22 protein-coding genes, 3 rRNA genes and 2 riboswitches are annotated in these 23,026 nt (G+C 40.6%); of the genes, 16 read left to right on the top strand and 9 right to left on the bottom strand.

Annotated features, from left to right (window positions below; translation table 11 throughout):
* Positions 1-78 precede the first annotated feature (78 nt).
* Positions 79-471 (bottom strand): hypothetical protein, encoded by a 393-nt coding sequence (locus tag ACWNMY_RS21225; protein WP_449540237.1) that lies wholly within the window; start codon positions 469-471, stop codon positions 79-81.
* Positions 472-611: 140 nt separating this feature from the next.
* Positions 612-718: riboswitch (TPP riboswitch) on the top strand.
* A gap of 96 nt (positions 719-814) precedes the next feature.
* Here ACWNMY_RS21225 and ACWNMY_RS21220 point away from each other — a divergent pair.
* Both ACWNMY_RS21220 and thiW read left to right on the top strand, forming a co-directional pair.
* Positions 815-1,576, top strand: coding sequence for a 3-oxoacyl-ACP reductase (locus ACWNMY_RS21220; protein ID WP_449540236.1), 762 nt, complete (start codon positions 815-817; stop codon positions 1,574-1,576).
* Positions 1,577-1,598: 22 nt separating this feature from the next.
* Entirely contained in the window at positions 1,599-2,102 is a 504-nt protein-coding gene (gene thiW, locus ACWNMY_RS21215; RefSeq protein ID WP_449540235.1) for an energy coupling factor transporter S component ThiW, read from the top strand.
* A 43-nt stretch (positions 2,103-2,145) separates the two neighbouring features.
* On the opposite strand, the gene ACWNMY_RS21210 is transcribed toward thiW, so the two are convergent.
* The 3 genes from ACWNMY_RS21210 to ACWNMY_RS21200 form a co-directional block, all read right to left on the bottom strand.
* A complete protein-coding gene (locus ACWNMY_RS21210; protein ID WP_449540234.1) occupies positions 2,146-3,561 on the bottom strand; it encodes a Na+/H+ antiporter NhaC family protein in 1,416 nt (471 codons plus the stop codon).
* Between the two features lie 126 nt (positions 3,562-3,687).
* Entirely contained in the window at positions 3,688-4,395 is a 708-nt protein-coding gene (locus tag ACWNMY_RS21205) for a DUF421 domain-containing protein (protein WP_449540233.1), read from the bottom strand.
* Between the two features lie 109 nt (positions 4,396-4,504).
* Positions 4,505-5,761 carry an Nramp family divalent metal transporter gene (locus ACWNMY_RS21200; protein WP_449540232.1) on the bottom strand — a complete coding sequence of 419 codons (1,257 nt, stop codon included), beginning with the start codon at positions 5,759-5,761 and terminating at the stop codon, positions 4,505-4,507.
* A gap of 192 nt (positions 5,762-5,953) precedes the next feature.
* Here ACWNMY_RS21200 and ACWNMY_RS21195 point away from each other — a divergent pair, with 192 nt between their 5' ends.
* Complete coding sequence (locus ACWNMY_RS21195; RefSeq protein ID WP_449540231.1) at positions 5,954-6,955, top strand: LLM class flavin-dependent oxidoreductase; 1,002 nt, start codon at positions 5,954-5,956, stop codon at positions 6,953-6,955.
* A 120-nt stretch (positions 6,956-7,075) separates the two neighbouring features.
* Positions 7,076-7,206: riboswitch (FMN riboswitch) on the top strand.
* 166 nt (positions 7,207-7,372) lie between these two features.
* Positions 7,373-7,945 carry an ECF transporter S component gene (locus ACWNMY_RS21190; protein ID WP_449540230.1) on the top strand — a complete coding sequence of 191 codons (573 nt, stop codon included), beginning with the start codon at positions 7,373-7,375 and terminating at the stop codon, positions 7,943-7,945.
* Between the two features lie 783 nt (positions 7,946-8,728).
* On the opposite strand, the gene ACWNMY_RS21185 is transcribed toward ACWNMY_RS21190, so the two are convergent.
* Positions 8,729-9,634 carry a nuclease-related domain-containing protein gene (locus ACWNMY_RS21185; RefSeq protein ID WP_449540229.1) on the bottom strand — a complete coding sequence of 302 codons (906 nt, stop codon included), beginning with the start codon at positions 9,632-9,634 and terminating at the stop codon, positions 8,729-8,731.
* 118 nt (positions 9,635-9,752) lie between these two features.
* Between ACWNMY_RS21185 and ACWNMY_RS21180 the strand changes: the two genes are divergently transcribed.
* The 10 genes from ACWNMY_RS21180 to rrf all read left to right on the top strand — a co-directional run bounded on the left by ACWNMY_RS21180 (position 9,753) and on the right by rrf (position 18,817).
* Positions 9,753-10,643: a TIGR01777 family oxidoreductase gene (locus ACWNMY_RS21180; RefSeq protein WP_449540228.1), complete on the top strand. Its 891-nt coding sequence runs from the start codon at positions 9,753-9,755 to the stop codon at positions 10,641-10,643.
* A 60-nt stretch (positions 10,644-10,703) separates the two neighbouring features.
* Positions 10,704-10,907: a zinc ribbon domain-containing protein gene (locus tag ACWNMY_RS21175; RefSeq protein WP_449540227.1), complete on the top strand. Its 204-nt coding sequence runs from the start codon at positions 10,704-10,706 to the stop codon at positions 10,905-10,907.
* 23 nt (positions 10,908-10,930) lie between these two features.
* Positions 10,931-11,326 (top strand): secondary thiamine-phosphate synthase enzyme YjbQ, encoded by a 396-nt coding sequence (locus tag ACWNMY_RS21170; RefSeq protein WP_449540226.1) that lies wholly within the window; start codon positions 10,931-10,933, stop codon positions 11,324-11,326.
* Between the two features lie 218 nt (positions 11,327-11,544).
* The gene (locus ACWNMY_RS21165) at positions 11,545-11,679 is read left to right on the top strand and encodes a hypothetical protein (RefSeq protein ID WP_449540225.1); all 135 of its coding nucleotides are present in this window, start codon (positions 11,545-11,547) and stop codon (positions 11,677-11,679) included.
* Positions 11,680-11,812: 133 nt separating this feature from the next.
* On the top strand, positions 11,813-12,328 hold the full coding sequence (locus tag ACWNMY_RS21160; protein WP_449540224.1) for a YfiT family bacillithiol transferase: 516 nt from the start codon (positions 11,813-11,815) through the stop codon (positions 12,326-12,328).
* 27 nt (positions 12,329-12,355) lie between these two features.
* Positions 12,356-12,739 carry a nuclear transport factor 2 family protein gene (locus ACWNMY_RS21155; protein ID WP_449540223.1) on the top strand — a complete coding sequence of 128 codons (384 nt, stop codon included), beginning with the start codon at positions 12,356-12,358 and terminating at the stop codon, positions 12,737-12,739.
* A gap of 12 nt (positions 12,740-12,751) precedes the next feature.
* Positions 12,752-13,231 (top strand): Cys-tRNA(Pro) deacylase, encoded by a 480-nt coding sequence (gene ybaK / locus ACWNMY_RS21150; RefSeq protein WP_449540222.1) that lies wholly within the window; start codon positions 12,752-12,754, stop codon positions 13,229-13,231.
* Positions 13,232-13,624: 393 nt separating this feature from the next.
* Positions 13,625-15,174: ribosomal RNA gene (locus ACWNMY_RS21145) — 16S ribosomal RNA — on the top strand.
* A 530-nt stretch (positions 15,175-15,704) separates the two neighbouring features.
* A 23S ribosomal RNA gene (locus tag ACWNMY_RS21140) occupies positions 15,705-18,638 on the top strand.
* 63 nt (positions 18,639-18,701) lie between these two features.
* Positions 18,702-18,817: ribosomal RNA gene (gene rrf / locus ACWNMY_RS21135) — 5S ribosomal RNA — on the top strand.
* Together the 16S, 23S and 5S rRNA genes form the textbook arrangement of a ribosomal RNA operon.
* Positions 18,818-19,119: 302 nt before the next feature.
* Here rrf and ACWNMY_RS21130 read toward each other — a convergent pair.
* From ACWNMY_RS21130 to ACWNMY_RS21115, 4 genes are all read right to left on the bottom strand, one after another.
* Positions 19,120-20,385, bottom strand: coding sequence for an erythromycin esterase family protein (locus tag ACWNMY_RS21130; RefSeq protein WP_449540221.1), 1,266 nt, complete (start codon positions 20,383-20,385; stop codon positions 19,120-19,122).
* A gap of 11 nt (positions 20,386-20,396) precedes the next feature.
* On the bottom strand, positions 20,397-20,774 hold the full coding sequence (locus ACWNMY_RS21125) for a hypothetical protein (protein WP_449540220.1): 378 nt from the start codon (positions 20,772-20,774) through the stop codon (positions 20,397-20,399).
* A gap of 22 nt (positions 20,775-20,796) precedes the next feature.
* Positions 20,797-21,060 (bottom strand): DUF1292 domain-containing protein, encoded by a 264-nt coding sequence (locus tag ACWNMY_RS21120; protein ID WP_449540219.1) that lies wholly within the window; start codon positions 21,058-21,060, stop codon positions 20,797-20,799.
* Positions 21,061-21,146: 86 nt separating this feature from the next.
* The gene (locus tag ACWNMY_RS21115) at positions 21,147-22,004 is read right to left on the bottom strand and encodes a manganese catalase family protein (RefSeq protein ID WP_449540218.1); all 858 of its coding nucleotides are present in this window, start codon (positions 22,002-22,004) and stop codon (positions 21,147-21,149) included.
* 416 nt (positions 22,005-22,420) lie between these two features.
* On the opposite strand from ACWNMY_RS21115, the gene ACWNMY_RS21110 reads away from it, so the two are divergent.
* Both ACWNMY_RS21110 and ACWNMY_RS21105 read left to right on the top strand, forming a co-directional pair.
* Entirely contained in the window at positions 22,421-22,867 is a 447-nt protein-coding gene (locus tag ACWNMY_RS21110; protein WP_449540217.1) for a DUF5392 family protein, read from the top strand.
* A 17-nt stretch (positions 22,868-22,884) separates the two neighbouring features.
* Positions 22,885-23,022 (top strand): hypothetical protein, encoded by a 138-nt coding sequence (locus tag ACWNMY_RS21105; protein WP_449540216.1) that lies wholly within the window; start codon positions 22,885-22,887, stop codon positions 23,020-23,022.
* Positions 23,023-23,026 lie beyond the last annotated feature (4 nt).

Here is a 23,026-nt window from a genome sequence, read left to right as displayed (position 1 = left end):
ACGCGAATAGAAGTTGCCTTCATGAGCGAGGTAAGCAGCGCCGTTTTGCGAGCGTTTGTCAACAGTCTAAAGACCAAATCAGTTTTGATTTGGTCTTTCATCATTCACTGTTAAAATAGTATACTTTCCTTGTTTAAAAAGATAGGTAATATCATAGGTCTCCCCATTCTTAAATACAGCGCAAAAATCTTCCACCTCTTTTTTATCTTCACTAAAAAATTGATAAACAGAGTACGGATCATTGACATTACAGCTGTATTTTCCATCGCTATTTTTGTCAGAAGACACGGACGTTTCTTGAACAATAATCGATGTGTCTTTTTCATAGGAAGGACGAAGCTTTCCAGATACCATTGTTCCGACAATAAGGAAAATTCCTATTACACTTAGCATAATAGCTTTTTTATGTTCCATTTTCACAAAAAACATAAAGATTCCGCAACCAAGTGCACCAATACCTACTGCAAACAAGGCCACCATTACATAAAAGAACTTATTTACACTCCTTTTATAGTACGAAAATTCGAACAGTTTCTTTAATAATACCATATTATGGGTACTAGCTCTTTACAATTAATTATGAAAGGTCTATGATTATAGAAAGAATATTCGCAAACTACTAGGGGTGCCCGGTTGGGCTGAGAGAAAAACGGACGTTTTTTAACCCTTTGGACCTGATCCGGGTAATACCGGCGGAGGAAAGTAGAGAGTAAGATGTCCATTTTTCTTGCTAACTAACTAAGCCAGGTCCATTTTATGTGGATCTGGCTTTTTTGCGGTTTCTTTTTATCTACTAAATTAGGAGGATACCATAATGAAGCTACATAATCAGATTGTATTGGTAACGGGCGGGGCTCGTGGATTAGGAAAGGAAATTGTAAAAGCTTTTGCAAATGAAGGTGCAAAGGTTGTAATTAACTACTATCAAAGTGAAGAGAATGCAATGTTATTGCAAGAAGAGATTGGGGAGCAAGCTTTAGCCATTCAAGGAGATATTCGAAATCGAAAGGATGTCCAACACATTTTCGTTCAAGCGAAGGAACACTTTGATCAGCCCATTACAACAGTTGTCAACAATGCGTTGATTGATTTTCGTTTTGACCCGATTGGCAGGAAAAATGCGGAAGCAATTTCGTGGGAGGATTATCACATACAGCTTGAAGGCGCAATTCGAGGAGCATTACATACTACACAAGCTGCACTTCCAGACATGAAGGAGAACCACTTTGGAAGAATTATTACAATAGGAACAAATCTTGTCCAAAATCCAGTTGTTGCCTATCACGATTACAATACAAGTAAAGCAGCCTTATTAGGGTTTACTCGTAGCATGGCAAAGGATTTAGGAGCTTTTGGCATTAACGTAAATATGATTTCAGGGGGATTACTACAAACAACCGATGCAAGCTCAGCGACTTCTGAAGAAGTATTTCAATTAATCAAGGATTCTACTCCACTTCAAAAGGTGACAACACCTGAAGATGTCGCAAATGCGGTGCTTTTCTTTGCATCACCTTGGAGTTCAGGGATAACTGGTCAAAATCTTGTCGTTGATGGTGGACTCGTAATGGATTAATACATAGAAAGGGGGACTTAGCTTGAATAAAACATTAAAATTGACACTCACTGCCATGTTTGTGGCTATCGGAACAATTACAAGTCACTTATTTTCGATTCCGATTGGATTTACCAAGGTTTTTCCGATGCAACATTTCATCAATGTATTATCAGCAGTTATACTTGGGCCAGCCTATGCTGTTCTGCAAGCATTCTCAGTAGCGCTTCTCCGTAACATGTTAGGTACAGGTTCCTTGTTTGCGTTCCCTGGGAGCATGATCGGAGCCTTTTTAGCAGCTTATTTGTACTCAAAAACAAAAAAGGCGTCAATGGCTATGACTGGTGAAATTGTCGGAACAGGGCTTCTAGGAGCAATGGCTTGTTATCCAATCGCGACTCTAATCTTAGGGCAAGATGCCGCATTATTTGGGTTCGTTCCATCTTTCATTTTTAGTTCACTAGTCGGATCAATATTTGGTTTTGTGATTGTAGGAATTGTGTTAAAGAACTCAGCTTTTAAAACGTTTCAAGAACGTAATTTGTAACATGCGAAATAGACTAAAGCCCAACGGTTTAGTCTATTTTTTATCAAATCATTACACCTGCGATAATATAAAAAACAATAGCTATGACTCCACCCACTGCAGAGAGTCTTAGTTTGTATTGAGCATAATCGACAAGATCCATATCTAAGATGGAGGCAGTGGTAATGGTCGTATCGCCCAACGGTGAGGTCAATGCCCCAAACGCACCGCTTGCAAAAACCGCACCCACGGTTAATGGAATGGAAGCTCCAGTAGATAAGGCTAGGGCAATTCCTAATGGCATAAATAGCCCCCAGGTTCCCCACGAAGAACCAATAAAATAACCAACTACTGAACCTATCAAGAAAATGGTAGCAGGTGTTAAGAATCCTGGTAAAAACGAGCCTAATGTTGAACTAATAAATTCTGAAAATCCAAGCTCTTCAGCAGATAATGTGAGTGCCCAAATCAGGATGAGCAGGCTAATCGCTTGCATCATTTGATTTCCACCATCATAGAAATGATACATGATTTCGTTTAATTTTTGCCTTCTGACTACATAAAACACAAATGTGAATATCAAGGTGATGAAAACTGCCAAAAGCATCACAAAGGTTGCATCCGCCATAGAAAATGCTTCAAAAACCGTCTGCGCGCCAAGTGATGTTCCATCCTCCCATAAGAGATAAAGTGACAATCCTAATAGCAAAAATACAGGCACTATTAAATTCCACGGCTGCGCTTTTACCATTGACAGCTCTTTCTTGATCCCCATTCGGTGAAACTCATGCTCTTCTTCCTCTAGATCAACCTGGTTATTCGATTGGTTCGCTGTTTTAGACGGCCAAAAGGTTTGAATTATACCAATCAGTAACATGACAATTGCATAAAAATTAAACAAGATACTCAATAAAAACACTTGATATGGTGACATACCTAAATCAAGTTCTCTAATGCCACCCTCAACAAGTGACACCATAAACCCAACAAAAGCTGTTGCAACTGGTAGCAGCACAATGACTGACTCCGTTGAAATATCTAATGTCATTCCAACCTTTTGTTTCGATAGATTCATTTTTTTAATTAATGTTTTTATAATAGGACCTATCATCATAATCCGAAACATCGGCATCATAAAGGTGAAAGGGAGGGTAAGCCAGATTAAACCAAGTAAGCCTCGCTCTGATTTTATCTTTGTTCCTATCCATTCCGTAAAACCTTTAATGCCTCCTGCAATATTCATCATTCCAACTAAACCGCCAAATACATAAAGGAAACTGACGATCTTAATATTGGTCGAATCTGATAAAGTTGTGACCACATACGTAACAGACTGTTGTGTGCCACTTAATATATCAGACGTAACAAGAATTGATCCAACAAGGAGCCCAATTACAAGACCCGGTAAAATATCCTTGAGCCAAATAGCAAATAGAATCACAATCAGAAAGGGTATCAAAGACAGCCATGTATGTTCCAATCCTAAATCCTCCACTTCAAAAAAAACTCTATCTAGGTAGTATGACCAATTTTAGGGGTGAGTATTTGAAAAGGAAGGATGGAGTGATTTTTTCAAGTGCGATTGGATGAACTACTAATCGTTTTTTTAATGATATAAAAAGATAGAGACGTGTTCATTTTCATCAATCGTCCCAAGTAGAATTTCATTAAGTGTGACATGGTTATAGGTGGTTGATATTTTTTGTAACAGCCATTCTTCACTTTTGCCCAGCTGTTGTAACTCGTTATAATCGATTTTCCTTTCTTTAACTACTGTTTTCGGATACTGAAACGTTTTAACAGGTTTCTCATGTGAAAACGGAGTGAGTGGTTGATATTCAGACTTTAAAAAGAATGATACTGTCCCACTTGGCTCCCAAAATGCAAGAGCTACCTTTTGAATATCTTCTACATTTTTTCGACGCAATTCAGAGAGTAAGACATCAATTGATATTCTGGATTTAAGAAGATTTTTATACAAAATTATACCGTTTTCAATGATGGGTATGGGAGCAGGAATGAATAATTTCCTTATCCTCACTGACCGTAAACTTAATAAAATCCCGATCAAATACATTACAAGAATAACAGTCATGGTAATCATTGACCCTTTTAATCCAAGTCCTTCATCTGATAACGGATGTGCGATAATATTCCCGATTAGTAAGACGATTACAAAATCAAGAAGACCCACCTGGGATATCGTTCGTTGTCCCATAATTCTAGCAATCACAACAAAAAACGCGAAGCCAACAATTGCTCTTAGCATCCACTCAATAGCATTTAAATCCTCCTGAGAAGCAAAAAAGTGCATAATTACTCCACCTTACCCTTAATTTTCCTCCTTAGTGTGTACCAATTTTTCTATAAACATAAAAAAATAAATGCACTTCCAACCATGAGATTGAAAGTGCATTTTACTACTAAAATAACCCAATTAATTGTTGGACAGACAAAATCACAAATAATATCAAACAGGCAGTTAACACGAAATTTGATAAGAAACTATTACTATATTCTTTATCAACTCGTTTTGAATTCAACAACCACAATAAACTAATAGATAAAAACGGCATGAACAATGCACCAAGTGCGCCGTACAAAATAATTAATTGAACTGGCTTACCAAAGAATAAGAGAAGCATCGGAGGGAAGGTTAACCACGCTAAATACGCACGGTAAGCTGGATCTTTTTCAGTCGCTGTCCGATACTGTTTTTTTTGCATAAGTCGTACAAAGTCTGCAAAAAGATAAGGAACACCGTTCCACACCCCTAAGAGAGATGAAAATGCGGCTGACCAGAAACCAATTAAAAACAGCCATGTAAAGACACTACCAAACTTGTCTCCAATCATCTCTGATAATTGATAAAGACCTTGTTCACCTTGTATCACAATACCAGTTCCATGTAGAAATTGGCTTCCAACGATAAGTAGGGAGAGAGTGAAAAGTGCTGTCATAAAATAGGCAGCCTTCGAATCTAAACGCATCATCGGTACCCATTCTTTCCCTTTCCAACCTTTTTCTTTTAACCAATAACCATAGGAAGCCATCGTAATCGTACCACCGACACCTCCAATTAACCCAAGTGCAAGCATAAATGAGCCTTCAGGAACCGTTGGAACAAATCCCGTTAACAAATTACCGATTGTAGGAAGAAATAGTGCTGCAGAACCAATTACTGTTACAAACATTAACCCTATTAAAATCATCATCACTTTTTCAAATAAAAGATAACGGCCAGTCCAAATGAGTAGGAACCCAGCAATCGCGTGAATGATTGCCCAGGCCCAAAAGGGAAGGGCAGGGAACATCGCTGTCATAGCAAGTGCACACGCAGATGTGGCTGCAGCTCCATATACAAATCCCCATATCACGGCGTATACTCCGAAATAACCAGTAGCCCATTTACCCATCTGCTGCCAGCCTTCAATAATCGTCTTTCCCGTAGCAAGGTGCAATCGACCTACACCTTCATTTAAAAAATACTTAAGAATTGAACCAATAACGATTGCCCACACAAATACAAGTCCAAAACCCGCACCTGCTACCAATGCTGCAACTAAATCCCCAGTACCGACACCTGTTGCAGCTGCAACAAAACCTGGACCAATCATAGCTACTCTCTTTTTAAAAGTCTTCGGTGCCTTAACCGGGAAATTCGTATGTAGATTTGCCATGTTAAAAGCTCCTCTCATGGTGAATTTAATGTTTGCTTCAAATATTTTTTAAATTATAACACAATTAAGACAATTCCTCTTGGTCTAATAGTCTGAACTTTCGAAAACACTTTACTAAGCAAGATAGTTTGTTTCTTGTCTTTCAATTGGTAAGATAGTAGGGAAACGAAATGGAAGGAATGAATATTGCGAATGACTACTATAAATATACCTATGTCAGTTCTGAATCTCGCACCTATTCGTAAGGGAGAGACCGGGAAGGACGCAATCGATGCAATGGTCGATTTAGCTCAAGCAACAGAAAAAATGGGGTATACACGTTATTGGATTGCGGAACATCATAATTCACCAACTCTTGTAAGTTCTGCAACGCCTATTTTAATTAAACATACCTTAGAACATACTGAGAAAATCCGTGTTGGTTCGGGCGGTATTATGCTACCAAACCATGCACCTCTTGTCGTGGCAGAACAATTTGGGACAATGGCAACCATATACCCAGAACGTCTTGATTTAGGATTAGGGCGTGCACCAGGGACGGACATGATGACGGCGAACGCACTAAGACGTTCAAATAAAGATTCAGTTTATACATTCCCAGACGATGTAAATGCGTTACTTACTTATTTTGGACCACTTGAACGCCAAGGTTATGTTAAGGCATATCCTGGTGTGGGTACAAATGTACCAATCTATATTCTAGGATCGTCAACTGATTCCGCATATTTAGCTGCAAAATTAGGACTACCGTATGTATTCGCATCCCATTTTGCACCAAGATTCATGGAGGAGGCGATTTCGATCTATCGTAGTCGATTCCAACCATCGGAATACTTGAGCTCACCATATATGATGGTTTGCTTAAATGTAATAGCTACGGAAACAGATGAAGAAGCAGAAAGAGAATTAACGACCATGCAACAATTCTTCTTAAATGTGGTTCGTGGCACACAATCACCACTACAACCACCTATCGATAGTATGGATTCTCTTTGGACTCAACCTGAAAAAGAAATGTCATCAGCAATGTCTAGTGTCACATTGTTAGGAAGCAAGGATTCCATCCGTTCACAGCTAACAAGCTTCCAGGAAAAATACAATGTAAATGAGCTTATGGCTGTTTCCTATATTTTTGATCGCGACAAACAAAAGCGTTCATACGAGATATTAAAAGAAGTTGTTGACGGAAAGTAACACTTTTAACGGACCCTATGCATAAGACATAGGGTCTATTTTAACGGGTAAAAGTGTTATTCAAGCATTTCTCTTCACAACACGACAATTTATTGGTAAAATGAAGTGAAATTAAATATGATCTATCTTCGGGGCCGGGTGAAAATCCCGACCGGCGGTGATGAGAGATACTCTCTAAGCCCGCGAGCCGCAAGGCAGGATTTGGTGCGATTCCAAAGCCGACAGTATAGTCTGGATGGGAGAAGATGGAGGTTCTGCGCGTTCAAAAAATTTTATTCTTTGAACGTTTATTAAGCATGCCTTTACATTAACTCCCTCAAGAATTCATTCTTGGGGGTTTTTTATTTGGGTATGTCTTAAATATGCCGAACCTTTCTTCTTTTGAGGTGGATCGACAAAAGAGGAGAGGACAGTAACATGAAAAAAATACCTTTGCGTCAATTTGTGGCAATCGGAATGTTGAGTACAATCTCATACATTTTAATGTTTTTTAATTTTCCATTGCCAACATTCCCAAGCTTTTTAAACGTCGACTTTAGCGATGTACCAGCACTGCTCGCCGCGCTCATATTCGGACCGATGGCAGGAGTACTTGTAGAATTGTTTAAAAACTTGATTGATTACTTTATTACAGGCAGTGAAACAGGTGTACCAATTGGTCACATGTCAAACTTTGTAGCAGGCATAATTTTTGTTCTCACAACCTACTACATTTTCAAGCTACTTAAAACAAGAACAGGCTTAACAATAGGTCTAGTTGGCGGAACAGCTATGATGGCTATTATCATGAGTGTGCTAAATTATTTTATTTTTCTGCCGGCATTCAACTTTTTCTTAAACATCCCATTGATGTCATCACCAGAAACACTCAAAATGGTAGTCTATATGATTCTCCCTTTTAATCTACTAAAAGGTCTCATCGTCGCAGTCATTTTCATGCTGTTATACGCTCGCTTACATCCTTGGATAAATAAACAAGCTTCTATATAAAGTTTGAAATGGCAGGCACCCACAGGTTTGTGGGTGTCTGTTTTGGTTTGTTAATACTTTTTATAAGACTGAAAACCATAACTTGATATACAGACTACGTTTTGCTTTTCGTGTGTTGGATGAAGTACTTAACTAGGTACTAAGATCTAAGTTATATTCCTCACAAGTTTGATGAAGCACTTAACCTGATTCGAAGTCATGAGTTATGTTCTTCATAAGCCCGATGAAGTACTTAACTTGGTACTATGATCTAAGTTATGGGCTTCATACACTCGATGAAGTACTTAACCTGGTACTAAGATTTAAGTTATGGGCTTCATACACTCGATGAAGTACTTAACCTGGTACTAAGATTTAAGTTATGGGCTTCATACACTCGATGAAGTACTTAACCTGGTACTATGAGCTAAGTTATGGGCTTCATACGCTCGATGAAGAACTTAACCTGGTACTAAGATTTAAGTTATGGGCTTCATACACTCGATGAAGTACTTAACTTGGTATTAAGACCTGAGTTATGTTCTTCATAAGCCCGATGAAGTACTTAACCTGGTACTATGATCTAAGTTATGGGCTTCATACGCTCGATGAAGTACTTAACTTGGTATTAAGACCTGAGTTATGTTCTTCATAAGCCCGATGAAGTACTTAACCTGGTACTATGATCTAAGTTATGGTCTTCATACACTCAATGAAACACTTAACTTTGCATGAAAATCTGAGTTATGTTTCTCATAGGCTCAACGCTAGAAAACCAGTGCTGTTTTACCACCCTAATAATTCCTACTCGTAATAAGACCATTGGTGCACACCTATTCTTTTATAATGCTTATCTAAAATCCTACCTATTCTTTTTTTAGACTCCACAACCCGACACCACTCATAAACCAGATTTGTAGTAATCCGCATATCCGGAAACACCAACTTCAGCTCTTCAACACTACGTTTTACGGCATCCACAACCATTTCTTCATTCCCACAATCCCGACAAATGCACTTTCTACCAACAACATCTATCGAAAATGACTTACATGACTCACAGAGAATTCCTTTTCGAAGTTGTTCAAACTCATACGCTGAATAGTTCCGAAAGGGGGAGTTCTCAATATGTAAGAAGTCTAACTTTTCAGCGAGGGCTCTATGCTTCTTATTTAGTTTTGCCGATAACATATTTAAGTTTTTACAAAAGGCATGTAGCTGTGTTGGAAAAATAAATGGTTTATGAAGAGGTGCTTGATATAGGGTAAATGCGGGGTTAATAAAGATGCAGAAAGCCTGTACTGGTATAGTAAATCCATGGCTTTGGAGCAACTGTCGTAGTAAAGATTCACTTCGACTCATCTGGACAAGAGGGTTATTAATTTCTATTTTTGTTTTCGTATAAAGTCGATCGGAGTCGTAATAAAAATCACCTTCGTAATTTTTCACTTCAAAAAGATAAAGGACATCTGAGGTAATTAGTAAAGAGTCAATTTGAAATGTAGTGTTGTTGAACTGGAGTAATAAATCATTCAAAACGAGGCATTCACATTCTAGTTTTTCAGTAAGCGTATCAAACATAACCTCGCCCTCATAGCCTTTGATAAGATTAGAATGATACTGTTTTTCTTTATTTGATAAGTCCAACCGATGATACAAAGATTTCGATACAAGCATATCAGCAGTTTCTGTACGAGATTTATAAATCATATCCCACCAACCTTTCCTATTATTCAAAATCTATTATACTTGTTTTTCTGACAGAAACAATACAACGCGCACCAAATAATGGTAAAATAATTCTAAGTCAATAGAAGGGGATGGTATTATGAAAAAGAAGGTCGTCCTTGCGGGTGGAACAGGATTTGTAGGTACATATTTTTCAAAAAGATTTACTGAACTCGGTTATGAGGTCAAAGTTATATCCAGAAATACACCGAACATAACATGGAATGACCGACAAGAGATTATTCAAGCGCTCGACGGTGCTGAGATGCTCATTAACCTTGCAGGAAAATCCGTAAACTGTAGATATAATGATAAAAACAAAGAGGAAATATTGAATTCACGGATTGAAACTACAAATATAGTAGGGGATGCGATTAACCAATGTCAAAATCCTCCTTCCTTATGGATCAACTCGAGTACAGCAACGATCTATCGGCATGCCGAGGATAGGCCGATGACCGAGGCAAGTGGCGATATCGGAACCGGATTTTCGGTGGATGTGGCAAAGAAATGGGAAGAAGCTTTTTTCTCCTTTAAATTTGCGAAAACCAGGCAGATCGCTCTACGAATCTCCATTGTACTAGGGGCAGAAGGTGGCGTAATGATTCCGTATAAAAACCTTGTAAAATTTGGACTTGGGGGAATTCAAGGACCTGGCACTCAAAAATTCAGTTGGATTCATATAGAGGATCTTTTTAGAATCATATTATTCCTTAGGGATCGTGAGGATTTATTCGGTGTTTTTAATTGTTCAACTCCACACCCAATCACAAACCATGAGTTGATGGCAAACCTGAGAAAAGTTTACAATCGTAAATTCGGTCTTCCTGCACCAGAATGGTTACTTAAAATCGGTGCTGTTTTTATCAGAACGGAAACTGAATTAATTTTAAAAAGCAGATGGGTGGTTCCTGAACGTCTCCAAAGAGAAGGGTTTATTTTTACATATCCAACAATCGAAAAAGCCCTAAATCAAATTAAGAATTTTTGAAACTATTTGCACCGGTATTCGTAAATAATAGTAGTTTAAAACCATATCGGAGGGGATAACATGCAAAATAAAGGCTGCGTAAAATGCGGTAGCACAAATGCTGGAACCAAAGATGTTGCAATGACTGGAGCAGGAATTTCGAAAATGTTAGACATTCAAAAAAATCGATTCACTGTTGTCTATTGTAAGAACTGCGGGTACTCTGAATTTTACAACAAGGATACTTCAACCGCCTCTAATATACTAGATCTTTTCTTTGGATAATTGATAAAGGAGAATGCAATAAGATGCTACAAAAATTCACCATACAAACAAGCAAACGTGATCAAATGATTGATGTTACTGATAAGGTTCAGGAAATCGTCGGCAAAAGTGGCATTATAGAGGGAGCAATAATTGTATATTGCCCGCATACGACTGCAGGCATAACGATTAATGAAAACGCTGATCCAGATGTTAAACGTGACATGCTTCGACGATTTGATGAAGTCTATCCATGGGAACATAAACTTGACCGACACATGGAAGGAAACACAGCAGCCCATATGAAAGCAAGTACAGTTGGCGCATCACAACACGTGATTGTAGCTGATGGTCGATTACTATTAGGTACATGGCAGGGTGTTTACTTTTGTGAATTTGACGGCCCACGAACTCGTGCCTTTTATGTTAAGATCCTGTAAAAAAAGCGGATGCTCGAATTCGCTTTTTTTGTTTATATTTTTTCAAATATCATGACCACAATATAAGACCATGTCCACAGTCCTATGATTCATGTACAAAAGTAGTAGCAAAATAGTACAAAAGCTATTAAAAGTTACACCCAAAGGTGAATAGATACAAAGTTTCACCTAGTAGATAATGAAAGAAAAAGTAGAAACTTACTAGTAGGAGGGTTAAAATGAGGAGAAAAGTACTATACCTATCAATACTTGTACTGAGTGTAACAATATTTAGTATTTCACCTACAACAACAAATGCAGGATATCAATTGGATGAAAGCATTATTAATGTGGAACGCCCGAATTTTGCTTAATATGGTGATCTAAAAAGGACTTGATCGTGCTGGTTAAACAGGATCAAGTCCTTTTAATTTGTTTAAAAAATGAAGGATTTCATCTTTTTATAACGAACCTTTAAAGTATCAAATTCTCCTAGGAGGAAATTACATGGACAAAAGGTACCCAATTGGTGAATTTCAATTCGAGGGACAAGTTACGGAAGAGTTGATTGAGAGTTGGAAAAAAGAACTTGAAATATTACCTTCATTAGTAAGAAAGGCTGTTAAGGATTTATCAGAAGAGCAACTAAACACACCCTATCGTGAAGGCGGTTGGACTCTTCGACAAGTTGTACACCATATTTCAGATGCGTCGATGAATTCGTATATTCGTTTTAAATTAGCAGCAACGGAAGATAGCCCAGTTGTTAAACCATATGATGAAACGAAATGGGCAGAACTTGCGGATTCAGCTATATCGATTGAAGCGTCATTGTCCATCATAGATGGTGTTCATCAACGTTGGGTAGCGCTTTTACAAAACTTTACTATAGACAACTATCAATTAACTTATATCCATCCTGATGCAGGAGAAATGAAACTCGGAGTATTTTTAGGTTTCTGTGCATGGCATGGTAATCATCATTTAGCACATATCACTTCTTCACTTACTAATAATGGATAGCCACTCCTAAGATAGGGGGATACCAGTATGTCAAATCAGGAATCATTAAAAGTACATCTTGAGAAATTGGAAAAACGTTTATTATCGGCCGAAGTGAGAACATCACCTAAGAAAATTAGTGAATTACTTGACAATGATTTTTTTGAGTTCGGGAGTTCAGGGAACATATGGTTTAGAAAAGATTTTGTAGGAGAGAGTGGAATTGGTTTAATTGATGTGAGCTTACATAATTTTGAGATAAGAATGCTAGCTCCTCATATAGCACTAGCTACATATATTATAAAAGACAATACACAAACTCGATACTCGCTTCGTTCTTCTATATGGAAGCAAGTAAATGGACTTTGGAGAATGTCGTTTCATCAAGGAACAATCACAAAAGCAAAATCTGTTATTTCACTCACTGAGTAAGGGGGCATTCCAATGGCAAAAGGAAAGACAAATGCCATGCGAATTTTAGATTCAAAAAATATCCACTACACGATTTTTACCTATGAAAGCAATGATGGAAAAATAGATGGAGTTTCTGTTGCGCATAAAATAGGAATTGATCCAAAGAAAGTATTCAAAACATTGGTTGCTCAAGGCAATAGTAATGAAACGTTTGTATTCATAATCCCTGTAGAACAAGAGCTAGATTTAAAAAAGGCAGCAAAAGCAGCAGGAGTAAAAAAAGTTGAAATGCTACCAGTAAAGGATATCCAAAAACTTACCGGTTATATAAGAGGTGGTTGTTCACCTATAGGGATGAAAAAATCATATCCTACATTTATAGAACTAACCGCAAACCAACATGATAGCCTTATTGTAAGTGCAGGTAAGATAGGGATGCAATTGGAGCTTCTAGTTTCAGATTTAGAAACAGTCACAGATGCTACTATAATTAATGTAGTTAAAGATTAACTACATGTGCATCGTACATCATTTGTTATATTGATATAATTAAAAAAATCCACAATATACCATTTGAATACACTTTGAATTGGTGGTACTATATTCATTGTCGCTTCAAACAAAAGCGAATTTATTCACACAAAAAATTAGGTTTGACATAAACAAATCAATATGTTAATATAATTAAGTCGACAAAATTCGACAAAAAGATCTTTGAAAACTGAACACAATACAAGCGTCAACGTTTTAAAAAATTTATTGAGCTTATTTAATACTCAATAAAAAAGGTTTAGAAACAAAGAGTTCGAGGAAGATGAGGAGATAAACACCGGAGTGTACACAAACGTACATGAGGATGTTTGTGGACGAGACTGACGAAGAAATCTGCAGTTTATAAAGCTTTTTTTGGAGAGTTTGATCCTGGCTCAGGATGAACGCTGGCGGCGTGCCTAATACATGCAAGTCGAGCGGATCTTTGGGAGCTTGCTCCCAAAGATTAGCGGCGGACGGGTGAGTAACACGTGGGTAACCTGCCTGTAAGACTGGGATAACTTCGGGAAACCGGAGCTAATACCGGATAACATATAAGACCACATGGTCTTATATTAAAAGATGGCTTTTAGCTATCACTTACAGATGGACCCGCGGCGCATTAGCTAGTTGGTGAGGTAACGGCTCACCAAGGCGACGATGCGTAGCCGACCTGAGAGGGTGATCGGCCACACTGGGACTGAGACACGGCCCAGACTCCTACGGGAGGCAGCAGTAGGGAATCTTCCGCAATGGACGAAAGTCTGACGGAGCAACGCCGCGTGAGCGATGAAGGCCTTCGGGTCGTAAAGCTCTGTTGTTAGGGAAGAACAAGTACCGTTCGAATAGGGCGGTACCTTGACGGTACCTAACCAGAAAGCCACGGCTAACTACGTGCCAGCAGCCGCGGTAATACGTAGGTGGCAAGCGTTATCCGGAATTATTGGGCGTAAAGCGCGCGCAGGCGGTCCTTTAAGTCTGATGTGAAAGCCCACGGCTCAACCGTGGAGGGTCATTGGAAACTGGGGGACTTGAGTGCAGAAGAGGAGAGCGGAATTCCACGTGTAGCGGTGAAATGCGTAGAGATGTGGAGGAACACCAGTGGCGAAGGCGGCTCTCTGGTCTGTAACTGACGCTGAGGCGCGAAAGCGTGGGGAGCGAACAGGATTAGATACCCTGGTAGTCCACGCCGTAAACGATGAGTGCTAAGTGTTAGAGGGTTTCCGCCCTTTAGTGCTGCAGCAAACGCATTAAGCACTCCGCCTGGGGAGTACGGTCGCAAGACTGAAACTCAAAGGAATTGACGGGGGCCCGCACAAGCGGTGGAGCATGTGGTTTAATTCGAAGCAACGCGAAGAACCTTACCAGGTCTTGACATCCCATGACAACTCTAGAGATAGGGCTTTCCCTTCGGGGACATGGTGACAGGTGGTGCATGGTTGTCGTCAGCTCGTGTCGTGAGATGTTGGGTTAAGTCCCGCAACGAGCGCAACCCTTGATCTTAGTTGCCAGCATTCAGTTGGGCACTCTAAGGTGACTGCCGGTGACAAACCGGAGGAAGGTGGGGATGACGTCAAATCATCATGCCCCTTATGACCTGGGCTACACACGTGCTACAATGGATGGTACAAAGGGCAGCGAAACCGCGAGGTTAAGCAAATCCCATAAAACCATTCTCAGTTCGGATTGCAGGCTGCAACTCGCCTGCATGAAGCCGGAATCGCTAGTAATCGCGGATCAGCATGCCGCGGTGAATACGTTCCCGGGCCTTGTACACACCGCCCGTCACACCACGAGAGTTTGTAACACCCGAAGTCGGTGGGGTAACCGTAAGGAGCCAGCCGCCTAAGGTGGGACAGATGATTGGGGTGAAGTCGTAACAAGGTAGCCGTATCGGAAGGTGCGGCTGGATCACCTCCTTTCTAAGGAAAAAGTCGAAAAGTGAAGGCGACTGTACAGCCTCGACAAGTGCTGGAGCTTCTGTCGGAAAAGTCAATAGACTTTGACAGAAGAAGTGAAGCAACCTCGAGAGGCTAGGAGCCGTAACTAGACATTAGAAGTTCTACGAACTTCATAAAAAGACGCTTTGTATTGTGGTCAGTTTTGAGAGTGCTTTTTCTCTCAAAGGTAGATTTTTGCTTGTTGCAAAAATCATTGCGCTTGCGTCTACAAGATGAATCGAAGATGATTGATTCCTCAGCGCAAGGCAGCATGATGCCGAAACACTGATGATTAATCACGATGTGATTGAAGTCAGTAGCCTCGTTCCTTGAAAACTAGATAACGTAACAAAACATTCATTGAAGTAACATGTAAGTTCTTTAAACTATAGGCGCACGAGAAGCAAGGAGTTCGAGGAACCGATTGAGAAAGCACCGGAGCGTACTTAAGGTACGTGAGGATGCTGACGAATGAGGTAACGAAGAAATCCGCAGCTTATCGAAGCCGAACAGGTTAAGTTAATAAGGGCGCACGGTGGATGCCTTGGCACTAGGAGCCGATGAAGGACGGTACTAACACCGATATGCTTCGGGGAGCTGTAAGTAAGCATTGATCCGAAGATTTCCGAATGGGGAAACCCACTGCCCGTAATGGGGTAGTATCCATACCTGAATTCATAGGGTATGAGAAGGTAGACCCGGGGAACTGAAACATCTTAGTACCCGGAGGAAGAGAAAGCAAACGCGATTTCCTGAGTAGCGGCGAGCGAAACGGAAGATAGCCCAAACCAAGAGGCTTGCCTCTTGGGGTTGTAGGACACTCTATACGGAGTTACAAAAGAACGGAGTAGACGAAGCGACCTGGAAAGGTCCGTCAGAGAAGGTAACAACCCTGTAGTCGAAACTTCGTTCTCTCTTGAGTGGATCCTGAGTACGGCGGGACACGAGAAATCCCGTCGGAAGCTGGGAGGACCATCTCCCAAGGCTAAATACTCCCTAGTGACCGATAGTGAACCAGTACCGTGAGGGAAAGGTGAAAAGCACCCCGGAAGGGGAGTGAAATAGAACCTGAAACCGTGTGCCTACAAGTAGTCAAAGCACATTTATGTGTGATGGCGTGCCTTTTGTAGAATGAACCGGCGAGTTACGATCCCGTGCAAGGTTAAGTTGAAGAGACGGAGCCGCAGCGAAAGCGAGTCTGAATAGGGCGAAATAGTACGTGGTCGTAGACCCGAAACCAGGTGATCTACCCATGTCCAGGGTGAAGTTCAGGTAACACTGAATGGAGGCCCGAACCCACGCACGTTGAAAAGTGCGGGGATGAGGTGTGGGTAGCGGAGAAATTCCAATCGAACTTGGAGATAGCTGGTTCTCTCCGAAATAGCTTTAGGGCTAGCCTCGAGTATAGAGTCTTGGAGGTAGAGCACTGATTGGACTAGGGGCCCTCATCGGGTTACCGAATTCAGTCAAACTCCGAATGCCAAAGACTTGATTCTCGGGAGTCAGACTGCGAGTGATAAGATCCGTAGTCAAGAGGGAAACAGCCCAGACCACCAGCTAAGGTCCCAAAGTATACGTTAAGTGGAAAAGGATGTGGAGTTGCTTAGACAACCAGGATGTTGGCTTAGAAGCAGCCACCATTTAAAGAGTGCGTAATAGCTCACTGGTCGAGTGACTCTGCGCCGAAAATGTACCGGGGCTAAACGTATCACCGAAGCTGTGGATTGTTCTTACGAACAATGGTAGGAGAGCGTTCTAAGTGCAGCGAAGTCAGACCGGAAGGACTGGTGGAGCGCTTAGAAGTGAGAATGCCGGTATGAGTAGCGAAAGAGGGGTGAGAATCCCCTCCACCGAATGCCTAAGGTTTCCTGAGGAAGGCTCGTCCGCTCAGGGTTAGTCGGGACCTAAGCCGAGGCCGAAAGGCGTAGGCGATGGACAACAGGTTGATATTCCTGTACCACCTCTTTACCGTTTGAGCGATGGAGGGACGCAGGAGGATAGGGTAAGCGCGCTGTTGGATATGCGCGTCCAAGCAGTTAGACTGGTAAGTAGGCAAATCCGCTTACCGCGAAGGTTGAGCTGTGATGGCGAGGGAAATATAGTACCGAAGTTCCTGATTCCACACTGCCAAGAAAAGCTTCTAGCGAGGTAAATGGTGCCCGTACCGCAAACCGACACAGGTAGGCGAGGAGAGAATCCTAAGGTGATCGAGAGAACTCTCGTTAAGGAACTCGGCAAAATGACCCCGTAACTTCGGGAGAAGGGGTGCTTTTTAGGGTGAATAGCCCTGAAAAGCCGCAGTGAATAGGCCCAGGCGACTGTTTAGCAAAAACACAGGTCTCTGCGAAGCCGCAAGGCGAAGTATAGGGGCTGACACCTGCCCGGTGCTGGAAGGTTAAGAGGAGGGGTTAGCTCTAAGCGAAGCTCTGAATCGAAGCCCCAGTAAACGGCGGCCGTAACTATAACGGTCCTAAGGTAGCGAAATTCCTTGTCAGGTAAGTTCTGACCCGCACGAAAGGTGTAACGATCTGGGCACTGTCTCAACGAGAGACTCGGTGAAATTATAGTACCTGTGAAGATGCAGGTTACCCGCGACAGGACGGAAAGACCCCGTGGAGCTTTACTGCAGCCTGATATTGAATTTTGGTACAGCTTGTACAGGATAGGTAGGAGCCTTGGAAGCCGGAGCGCTAGCTTCGGTGGAGGCGTCGGTGGGATACTACCCTGGCTGTATTGAAATTCTAACCCGAAGGCCTTATCGGCCTTGGAGACAGTGTCAGGTGGGCAGTTTGACTGGGGCGGTCGCCTCCTAAAAAGTAACGGAGGCGCCCAAAGGTTCCCTCAGAATGGTTGGAAATCATTCGTAGAGTGTAAAGGCACAAGGGAGCTTGACTGCGAGACCTACAAGTCGAGCAGGGACGAAAGTCGGGCTTAGTGATCCGGTGGTTCCGCATGGAAGGGCCATCGCTCAACGGATAAAAGCTACCCCGGGGATAACAGGCTTATCTCCCCCAAGAGTCCACATCGACGGGGAGGTTTGGCACCTCGATGTCGGCTCATCGCATCCTGGGGCTGTAGTCGGTCCCAAGGGTTGGGCTGTTCGCCCATTAAAGCGGTACGCGAGCTGGGTTCAGAACGTCGTGAGACAGTTCGGTCCCTATCCGTCGTGGGCGTAGGAAATTTGAGAGGAGCTGTCCTTAGTACGAGAGGACCGGGATGGACACACCGCTGGTGTACCAGTTGTTCTGCCAAGGGCATCGCTGGGTAGCTATGTGTGGAAGGGATAAGTGCTGAAAGCATCTAAGCATGAAGCCCCCCTCAAGATGAGATTTCCCATAGTGTTAAACTAGTAAGATCCCTCGAAGATGACGAGGTTGATAGGTCAGAGGTGTAAGCATGGTGACATGTGTAGCTGACTGATACTAATCGATCGAGGACTTAACCATATATACAACTTCATGAATGTTTCAGTTATCTAGTTTTGAAGGAATGAATATTTCTTCATATAGTTTAGTGATGATGGCGAGAAGGTCACACCCGTTCCCATACCGAACACGGAAGTTAAGCTTCTCAGCGCCGATGGTAGTTGGGACTTTGTCCCTGTGAGAGTAGGATGTCGCTAAGCACACGAAAGACCAGCTAATAGGTTGGTCTTTTTTGTGTTTAATCTAGATAATGTTGCGATTGTTGATTAAAGAAATCACAGAAAAGCAACCTAAACAGTATAAAGCTAACCCGAGAAACGATAAATCATTTCCCGCAAACGAGCAAAACGGGATTTAAGCTAAACCGGCCACCTAACACAGTAGGTAAGCTCACCAACCGATAGTAATTGAGAGATTTTCCCCTCTTAGAGTAAGCCATTACTAAGCTAACTAAAACGACCAGTCACCATACTGGTCGTTTTTTCATATATACATTTTTTATTTAAATTAACACTCCCGTTATCTCTAAAGGGGATAGCGCATCTGTACTGTTCACATAGATAAATCCATCATACCGCTCTGACATGACAGATGGAACATAGTTTCCATACTGTTCATACTGTGGATTGTAGACAACACCTATTGCACGATGACCGATTTTATTTTGAAATAGTTGCCTGTTTTCTTCTGTAAATACAATCAGCTTATCATACGCTCCAGCCTGATACATAACATCTTCCCAGCTTCCTGAAACCGCAGGAGGGATGAGCATTCTTTCATAGTTTACACCCCACTCGGATGATGCTATAACCGTCCCATGATGGGTGCCAAACCCTATGATATATACATTCTCAGCACCAATTTGCTCTCGCAGTAATTGTCCTACATTTACAATTCCCTCATTGATCATATCCGTAGCTCTAGCATCACCAACATGTGTATTGTGTTCCCAAATGATACCTTTTGAGCGATTGTTATAAAATGAATCGATTTTATGGATTACTTCTACCATATGTTGGTCCCGAATATTCCAAGATTCATTATCATTTACGATCATCGTTCTATAATAATTTTCTGCATTAGCCGTAATGAGGGCATTTACTTCTAGATTTAAATTACTCTCTTCGGAATCCTTATATATATGCTTGTTTAATGTTATTTCTGTCAATAGTTTCGTTACTTCCTCATGACAGCCTTCCGAGTAAAAAGAGGCAGATAACGCATATTTTTCGGCTTCTTTATTAAATGGTTCAAAACAAGCAAAAGCCTTTCTCGCTGTATCTAGGTCTGGTGAGTTTCTTTTTTCTAAATAAGCTAAAATTTCATCCATCGATTCCCATAAACTATAAATATCAATACCATAAAACCCAACTTGCTTATCAGCTGGCTTTCCTTGATTGTAGTCCTTTAGCCACTCAATGAGACCAACTATTTCTTCATTTGCCCACATCCAGGTTGGCCATCGTTTAAATGTTTGTAACACGTCGCGAGCACTGTTATAGATATGGTCGTATCCTTTAATATAACGATTTACTTCCTGACATGCAGGCCAGTCACCTTCAACAGCTATATAGGTAAAACCCTTTTCGATTATTAATCTTTTTGTGATCTCAGCTCGGATTTTATAAAACTCCGAGGTTCCATGTGAAGATTCGCCTAATAGTACATGTTTCTGATTCTTTATATTCTCAAGAAGGTGAGGCAGGGCATTTTGGTCGTTAAGTGGAATGGAATATTGTTTAATACCTTGTTTCATTTTATCAGTCATAGTACAATCCCTCAGTTTTTGTATTCTGCATTATACGAATTATTGCCTGAATGAACAGATAGTAAAGTATCGGCGTATCCAACTAAACGGTTGACTAACTCATCTGATATAGCATAGACAAGTGAATGTTTTGACTCAATATGTAATGCAGGATCATCGAAAATAATGGTCGTATTGATAAAAATTTCTTTTGTGTCATAAAGGTTGTAGTGAATAATAACTTTTCCAGCCGCACCACCAGTAACAGGATCCTGGTAATTAGGTAAAAAGACATACCATTCCTCCGCAGTTGGTGATCGAAAGTTCTTGGTAAATTTCATTCCATTCATTTCTTCATCAATTTGTTTACGTAGTAGAGGATCGCTCAAATCAACTATTTTCTTTTTCATATCATTTTTCCTCTTTCAAAACCTACTCAGCAGGGTTTGCGTCAACTGCTATTTCATAAGCATCAAGTACCATATCCCGTTCTGATGGGTCATTGACTCCTACTAAGTACTGGCCTTCATCTGAATTCTCCACTTGCATGACAAAGGTGTGGTCCGCATTTTGTGGAGAGCGAAGTAACGCGAATGTTTTGTTCTTCATATCAAATAACGCCTCGACAGAGAACTCTTTTTCAATACCATTTTCATCCATCACTACAATTTTGTCCCGATATACATCGCTGAACATGTATTCCACCTCCAACATATATTTTTACCCAAACGCTAAAAAATACTAAAAAAAGACCTATCAGAAAATAGGTCTTACGACTGTACTTAACACATATTAGGAGGAATCATATGATCTTTTAATACACTAGGTAATGTATCATGAATATATGGTGGTGCAGGACGTAAAACTGGTTTCTTAGCCAATGGTTGAGGGTTTTCAACATATTGGAATACACCTTCACCATCCATACTTGGTCCGCTAGCCCATCTTCCTGTAGCACTTTCATTTCCTCTTGAAAAATTAAATAACACGTGTGAAACTTCTCGTTTTTCAAGCTCACGAGGGAATGTACTTGGTACAACAATATTTTCTTTTGATTCAAGTTCATAAATAGCAGCTTTCCATTGGTTTTGATGCATGGTGTCTCTGGCAATTAACCATGAAAGCATATCCTTTACACCACGGTCCGTAGTTGATTCATACAAACGGACTACCTGAAGTCTACCCTGGGATTCTGCATTGAGGTTTGCTCGAAAATCTGCTAACAGATTTCCACTTGCAATAATATAATCGGCAGTCCAGCGATTACCTACAGAGTCAGCAGGCATAGCACCAAGACCGGAAACAATGGCATGCTGTGGATTCATCCCACCTAAGATAGCTCCAATGACTGGATCTTTGGCCGCTACCTCCTGATCACCTACAGGAGCTCCATCTAATAATCTGGCAATCATAGTAGCTAACATTTCAATGTGAGCAAGCTCTTCCGCACCCGTATCCATTAGTAGGTCTTTATACTTTCCGTCTGATCCGCGAACAGACCACCCTTGAAATAGGTATTGCAAGGCAACGGAGATTTCTCCGAATTGTCCTCCAAGTACTTCTTGTAATTGTTTTGCGAACAATGCATCTGGGCGATCTGGCTTTGATCGATATTGTAATTCTTTAATATGATAAAACATCTTTCATCAACCTCTCACAATGTAATCATCATAAAACTGGGGTATTATCATGTTTTCCCATATCCTTACCTTATGAAAGAGTGACAAATTAGGTGTTTACCATGTATAAAAATAGGTGGAATGCCTATAATCGTTCTAGAATTCATCATCCTAAAAAGAGGTTGTTAGAGATTAGCCCATATGGTAAAATATATATCAAATAACTAAATTACATAGTACCATCCTTAAGGGGAGTAGCTTTTACAGCAGGGTCGTCAATACAGAGATACTATCTCTCGGCTTTGTTGGCAACTATCACGTTGTTAGCAAGACCTTACCAGAAAACATGGTATAGGTCTTTTTGCCTTTTTATAGGCCTGTATCCATCGAGATATAGGCCTTTTCATTATGTGAAAATAAGAAAGGGGAGTCTTTATTTGAATATATTTACAACGAAGACGCTTCCAATGTTTATCGCAAAAGAACTTGAACAACTACACGAAAAAATTGGTCCGATCATGGTAAAGACCTCTAAATACATGTTTTGGTCGTTTCCTTTGATCACCATTTCACTTATTAATTTATCTTTTTTACTCTTTTTCATGCCGTTTACAAATGAAGCAATTCCTTCACTTGTTATTTATGCACTTATAGGAGCAATAGGTTTTGCATTATCAAAAGAAGCAAGACATAAAAAGAAAGAAATTGAGACAATCTCTTCAACCTATATCATTGAACGTATAAAGAAGAGTGATGTTCTAACAGAAGGACGGCAGCAGGATTATATTACACGTCTAAAAAGCCAACCTAAACTTGCTTTACAGCATTTTATTGAATTTTTAAATGAGGAAAAACAGAAAGAAAATAGAAGTCTATATTCGTAATGGAGGAGATAAACTTAATGAAAAATGAAACAAAGAACGAAAAACCTGGACCTGTAAAACCAAAAAAATCGATTCAACAAATTTTATTTCAACTTCAAAGTCAAGGTGTAAATGCTAAATTATGCAAAAGAAGTAAATTTGTTTTAGGATCCTAAAAGG

The organism is Ferdinandcohnia sp. Marseille-Q9671, assembly GCF_976954385.1.
This window is presented reverse-complemented; position numbering and strand designations above follow the sequence as displayed.